The sequence below is a fragment of the Mesorhizobium sp. M7A.F.Ca.CA.002.15.2.1 genome, from assembly GCF_003998715.1.
GTDB lineage: Bacteria > Pseudomonadota > Alphaproteobacteria > Rhizobiales > Rhizobiaceae > Mesorhizobium > Mesorhizobium ciceri.
Window position 1 is genome coordinate 1 of the sequence record NZ_RZPI01000317.1, and the last position, 6,133, is coordinate 6,133.

Annotated in this window: 5 protein-coding genes; 4 read left to right on the top strand and 1 reads right to left on the bottom strand. The window is 64.0% G+C overall.

Annotation, left to right across the window (positions count from 1 at the left end; all coding sequences use genetic code 11):
- Positions 1 to 648 (top strand): ABC transporter permease (locus tag ENZ74_RS18220; protein ID WP_164761078.1); only part of this gene is annotated, 648 nt, incomplete at its 5' end.
- Between the two features lie 137 nt (positions 649 to 785).
- Positions 786 to 2,852, top strand: a complete 2,067-nt coding sequence (locus ENZ74_RS18225; RefSeq protein WP_063169503.1) for a 3-hydroxyacyl-CoA dehydrogenase NAD-binding domain-containing protein — start codon at positions 786 to 788, stop codon at positions 2,850 to 2,852.
- 5 nt (positions 2,853 to 2,857) lie between these two features.
- On the opposite strand, the gene ENZ74_RS18230 is transcribed toward ENZ74_RS18225, so the two are convergent.
- Complete coding sequence (locus ENZ74_RS18230; RefSeq protein WP_024504754.1) at positions 2,858 to 3,664, bottom strand: LuxR C-terminal-related transcriptional regulator; 807 nt, start codon at positions 3,662 to 3,664, stop codon at positions 2,858 to 2,860.
- Between the two features lie 114 nt (positions 3,665 to 3,778).
- On the opposite strand from ENZ74_RS18230, the gene ENZ74_RS18235 reads away from it, so the two are divergent.
- Both ENZ74_RS18235 and ENZ74_RS18240 read left to right on the top strand, forming a co-directional pair.
- Positions 3,779 to 4,915: an ABC transporter ATP-binding protein gene (locus ENZ74_RS18235; RefSeq protein WP_013528932.1), complete on the top strand. Its 1,137-nt coding sequence runs from the start codon at positions 3,779 to 3,781 to the stop codon at positions 4,913 to 4,915.
- Positions 4,896 to 6,059: a spermidine/putrescine ABC transporter substrate-binding protein gene (locus ENZ74_RS18240; protein WP_024504752.1), complete on the top strand. Its 1,164-nt coding sequence runs from the start codon at positions 4,896 to 4,898 to the stop codon at positions 6,057 to 6,059. The genes ENZ74_RS18235 and ENZ74_RS18240 overlap by 20 nt, the downstream gene beginning before the upstream one ends.
- Positions 6,060 to 6,133: the final 74 nt, after the last annotated feature.

Here is a 6,133-nt window from a genome sequence, read left to right on the forward strand (position 1 = left end):
CTTGCCTGCGGGGCGGCGATTGGCGCCGCCAACTACCTGCTGATCTGGGCGCTGCGCATCCCGCCGATCATCGCCACGCTATCGGCCAGCTTCATCATCCAGTCGATCGACATCAGCTATGGCCGCGGGCTGCAGATCAAGCCGCCGCCGGGCTTCGCCGATTTTGCCAACTGGCAGGTGCTGGGCATTCCGGTGCTGGCGATCCTCACGGTATTGTTCACCGTCGGCGCGGCCATCGCGCTGCAGCGTATGATCTATGGCCGCTCGGTGCTGGCGATCGGCCAGAACATTCGCGCGGCGTGGCTGGCCGGTGTCAATGTCGGCCGCATCCGCTTCCTCACCTACACGCTGTCGGGCGCGCTCGGCGGCATCGACGGCGCGCTGCTCGCCGGCTATTTCCGCGGCGCCAATGTCGACATCGGCAACGAATATCTGCTGGCCTCGATCGCCGTCGTCGTCATCGGCGGCACGTCGGTCGCCGGCGGCAAGGCCAATGTCCCCGGCGTCTGGGGCGCGGCTTTGTTCCTGGTGCTGCTTTTGACCATGCTCAACACGTTTGGGGTGAGCGCCGGGGTGCGGTTGCTGCTGACGGGGCTGATCATCGTCGGGGTGATCACGGCGGCGGGCGGGCAGAAGGCGCTGCGGTAGCCTCCGCCTTCGTCGTCCCAGACACCTTCAAGGCCTGTAATCATTGTGCCAGGCCGACATCCGGTTCCCTTCGACGTTATGGCGCTGTAAATCCCGTTCGCGTGGCCACGGCCGCTGAATAATGCTGGGAGGTTTGCGTGTCCGATTTTGTGAAGGTCAGCCGCGACGGCGACGTTGCCGTCGTCACCATCGACAATCCGCCGGTCAACGCGCTGAGCTTCCATGTCCGCGAACCGCTGATGCAGGCGCTGGTCGAATTGCGCGACGATGCGTCGGTTGCCGCCATAGTCATTGCATGCGCCGGCCGGACGTTTGTCGCCGGCGCCGACATCACCGAGTTCGGCAAGCCGATGCAGCAGCCCGAACTGCGCGCCATCGTGGCGACGCTGGAAACCATCGCCAAGCCGACGGTCGCAGCCATCCACGGCACCGCGCTCGGCGGCGGGCTGGAGCTGGCGCTGGGCTGCCATTTCCGTGTTGCCGATGCCGGCGCCAAGCTCGGCCTGCCGGAAGTCAAACTCGGCCTGCTGCCGGGTGGCGGTGGCACGGTACGGCTGCCGCGCCTTGTCGGCGCGGTGAAGGCGTTGAAGATGATCGTCTCAGGTGCGCCGATCGGCGCGACCGAGGCGCACGCCGCCGGTCTCGTCGATGCCGTCTTCGAAGGCGATCTGACCACGCATGCCGTGAACTTCGCTGGGGAAATCGCCCGCAAGGGTGGTCCCTTCACGCCGGTGCGCGATCGCAATGATGGTCTCAAGCAGACTGATCTCGCGGCGTTCGACGCCGGGGCTGCGGATCTTGCCAGGAAAGCGCGCGGCCTCGAGGCGCCGATCGCTTGTGCGCAGTCGGTGCGCAATGCCGTCACGCTGCCGTTCGATGCGGCACTGGCGGCAGAGCGTGCGCTGTTCGTCAAGCTGGTCGCCAGCGACCAATCGCGGGCGCAGCGCCATCTGTTCTTCGCCGAACGTGAGGCGACAAAGCTTCCAGGAAAAGACGTCGTCAAGCGCAGGATCGCCCGCGTCGGCGTCATCGGTGCCGGTACGATGGGCGGCGGCATTGCCATGGCCTTCGCCAATGGCGGATATCCCGTGACCTTGCTGGAAACCAGCCGTGAGGCATTGCAGCGTGGCTTGGCGACCATCGACAGGAACTACTCGGTTTCCGTCACGCGCGGTTCGCTCAGCGACGACGCCAAGCGGGAGCGGCTCGCCCAGTTCAAGGGCTCCACCGACTATGCCGATCTCGCCGATTGCGACCTGATCGTCGAGGCGGTGTTCGAGGACATGGCGGTCAAGAAGGAAGTGTTCGGCAAGCTCGAAGCCGTGGCGAAGCCCGGCGCGATCCTGGCCACCAACACCTCCTATCTCGACATCAACGAAATCGCTGCCTCGACCTCGCGGCCGCAGGATGTGCTCGGCCTGCATTTCTTTTCGCCGGCCAATGTCATGAAGCTCTTGGAGATCGTGCGCGCCGAGAAGACCGCGCCCGATGCGCTGGCGACATCAGTCGACCTGGCGAGGCGGATCGGCAAGGTGGCCGTCGTGGTCGGCGTCTGCCACGGCTTCGTCGGCAACCGCATGCTTGCCGCGCGGGGCTCGGAATCGGAAGCGCTTCTTCTGGAAGGCGCAACGCCCAGCCAGATCGACCAGGTGTTCACCGATTTCGGCTGGCCGATGGGGCCGTTCCAAATGGGCGATCTCGCCGGTCTCGATATTGGCTGGCGCAACCGCAAGGCACGCGGCCAGAAAGCCGTGATCGCCGACACGCTGTGCGAACAAGGACGTTTCGGCCAGAAGACCGGCCGGGGTTTTTACCTCTATGAGGCTGGCGCGCGCACGCCAGTGCCGGATCCCGAGGTTGAAGCGCTGATCCGCGACAAGGCCGCCGAGAAGGGTATCGCACCGCGTGCGATCAGTGCGGAGGAAATCGTAGAGCGCACGCTTTACCCCCTGATCAACGAGGGCGCCAAGATCCTGGAGGAAGGCATAGCGGCCCGTGCGTCCGACATCGATGTCGTCTGGGTCAATGGCTACGGCTTTCCCATCGGCAAGGGCGGACCGATGTTCTGGGTTGGCCTTGAAGGTCCGGCCAGGATCATCGAGCGGCTCGAATACTGGCATCAACGGACGGGCAAGGATGTGTTCAAGCCGGCGCCGTTGCTGAAGCGGATGGCCGAGACCGGGTCGTGGGAAGCCGGCGGTTAGAGAGCCTACCGGATCCGTGCATCGATGATCTCGACGAAGCGCGCGAACAGGCCGGCCTGCGACTTGATCTTGAGCTTGCGGTAGATGTTGCGGCGATGGACTTTCACGGTTCCCGGCACGATGCGCATGGCGCGGGCGATCGACTCCGTCGAATGCCCCTGCAACACCAGGTCGACGACATGCTTTTCGCGCGGCGTCAGCGACAGGCTCTGCCAGATATGGGCGCGGTCGAATTCGTTGACCATAGCGGCCGTCTCGTCCTGCTTCGCTTCCGCCGTTTCGTCGGCCGGAAGAGCAGGCCAGCGCAACCTGATGAAGCTGATCACCGCGGGAGCCATGTCGCGCAGCAATCTGGCATCGGCGGTGCCGAAAGGGCCTGAAGCGCGCAGCCGCATCAGCGACAACACCAGCGCATCCTTGCCCGGCAGCGGCACGAAGAAGCCGACCTCCTCGGCCAGCCTGGTCTGGCTGTAATAGGAGCGGAAATACTCGCTGGCATAGAAACGGTCCGGCGCCAGCTCGCGCATGCGCCAGAACCCTTCCTTGCGCTCGACCGCAGCGTGATGGAACGGATCGAGCAGATACGGCCCTTCCTGATAGAGCGCGACGAACACATGGCTCTCGGTGGGCGAGAAGGTCTCGAACAGCAGCGGCGGGCGCGAGGCGCCGCGATAGCCGAAGATCACGCAGTGGTCGAATCTAACGTGCTGCCGCAGCCACTCGACCAGCGCCTGGCCAAAGAGATCGCCGCTGGTCTCCCGCGTCGTCGCGACGAGCGTGGCGAGCCGGCTGTATTCGTCGCTGCGGGACAATGCATACCCCCTTAAACGAGAAAATAGATCAGATATACCACCTGAGAGGTATATACTAGCCGCCATTGGCTCTGGTAGCGTTCCGATATTGCCCTGTTGCTGGAGCCATCAGCCTTGACCGCAGTGCCCGACATCGAATTTCGCGGCGTCACCAAGCGCTATGGCGCGGTGACCGCGGTCAGCGGCATCGATCTCGCTGTCCCGCCCTCCGCCTTTGTCGCGCTGCTCGGTCCCTCCGGCTGCGGCAAGACCACCTGCCTGCGCATGATCGGCGGCTTCGAACAGCCGAGCGAAGGCCAGGTGTTCATTCGCGGCCAGGACATGGCCGGCACGCCGCCCTACCGGCGGCCGGTCAACATGGTGTTCCAGCAATACGCGCTGTTTCCGCATCTCGATGTCGAGGACAATGTCGCCTATGGGCTGCGCCAGGCGCGGCCAAGGCTGTCTTCGCGCGAGATCGCCTCAAGGGCGGGCGAGGCGCTCGAAATGGTGCGGCTCGCCGGCTATGGCCGCCGCAAGATCCACGAACTGTCGGGCGGCCAGCAGCAGCGTGTGGCGCTTGCCCGCGCCCTGGTCAACAAGCCGGCGGTGCTCTTGCTCGATGAGCCGCTGGCGGCGCTCGACAAGAAGCTGCGCACCGACATGCAGATCGAGCTGCAGAACCTGCAGCGCGAGATCGGCATCACCTTCGTGCTGGTCACGCACGACCAGGAGGAAGCGCTGTCGATGAGCGATTTCGTCTGCGTCATGAATGGCGGTCGCATCGTCCAGCTCGGGCAGCCGAGCGAGATCTATGACGAACCGGCCGACCTGTTTGTTGCCGATTTCGTCGGCAAGACCAATCTCTTGAGCGGTACTGTCGCCGGGCATTCGGGCGATCTGGTGGAGGTGGCGCTTGCCGACGGCACCGTCATTGCGGCGCGCAAACGGACCGCTTTGCAGCAGGGCGAGGTCGTTTCGGTCAGCCTGCGTCCTGAATCGCTCAGTCTCGGCGCCCAGGCAAGCGGCCCATTCAAGGGCATCGTCCGCAACCGGATATTCCTGGGCTCGACGGCGGAATACGCGATCGAGGTCAAGGGCATCGGAACGCTGCTGGCCAAAGCCGATCACCTGATCGGTCACGGCAACCTCTTCAAGCCGGGTGAACCCGTCGCCATCGGCTTTGCCTCCGGAACGCCGCTGGCGTTTGCGGAGACCAAGAACAACGGGGCCAACCAGAGGGTAGATAAACATGTCGAAATCATATCGTGACGGACTGCCGATAAGCCCTGAGAATTTCGTCGACCAGCTGATGCGTTTGAAGCGCGGCTCGATCGGCCGCCGCGACTTCCTCGGCCTCACCGGCCTTGGCATTGCCACGGCGGTGATGGCGCGCGAGATCGGCATCATGCCGACACCAGCCTTTGCCGCCGAAAGCCTTGGCGACCGCATGTCGATCGCCACCTGGCCGAACTATCACGACCCGGCGACCTTCGAGAACTTCAAGAAGGACACCGGCGTTGCCGTCGAGGTCAACGTGTTCGGCTCCAATGAGGAGATGCTGGCCAAGCTGCAGGCCGGGGCCTCGGGCTGGAGCCTGTTCGTGCCGACCAATTACACGATCTCGACCTACAAGAAGCTCGGCATCATCGAGCCGCTGGAGATGGCGAAGCTGCCGAATTTCGACGGCTCGCAAGAGGATCCGCGCTTCACCTCGGAGGGCACGATCGATGGGACGATCTACGCCGTGCCGAAGAACTGGGGCACCACCGGCTTTGCCGTCAACACCAAGAAGCTGACCAAGCCGATGACGAGCTGGAAGGAGTTCTGGGACACCGCCATGGCGGAAGGCGACAGCCGCACCATGGTGCATGACTACCAGCTGACCACGATCGGCAATGCGCTGAAATATTACGGCTACTCGTTCAATTCGCTCAAGCAGGACGAACTGGCCAAGGCGGAGGAGCTGCTGCTGAAGGTCAAGCCGCATCTGTTCGCGGTCTCCTCCGACTACCAGCCGGGGATGCGCGCCGGCGACGCGTGGATGACCATGTGCTGGACGAATGACGGCGCGCAGCTGCATCGCGACATTCCCGAGATCGCCTATGTGCTGGGCAAGGAAGGCGGCGAGATCTGGACCGATTTCTATGCCATTCCGAAAGACGCGCCGAACAAGCCCGCCGGTTACGCGCTGCTCAACTACCTGATGAATCCGCAGGTGGCGGTGAAGGAGCATTTGGCCAATGGTGCGCCGTCGACCGATGCGCGCGTCAACAAGCTGCTGCCCAAGGAGGTGCTCGACAACCCGATCCTCTATCCGGCAGCCGACCTGTTGACGCCGCTGGAATTCGGCGCGGCGGCAACGTTGACCGATCCGGGCCGCGCCGAATTGATGGCGCGCTTCAAGTCGGCCTGAGCGACGGCCTCAAATTCGACTCAGATAATTTGACCGGCGGGTTTATGCCCGCCGGCACCGGGGCAATCTTTCCA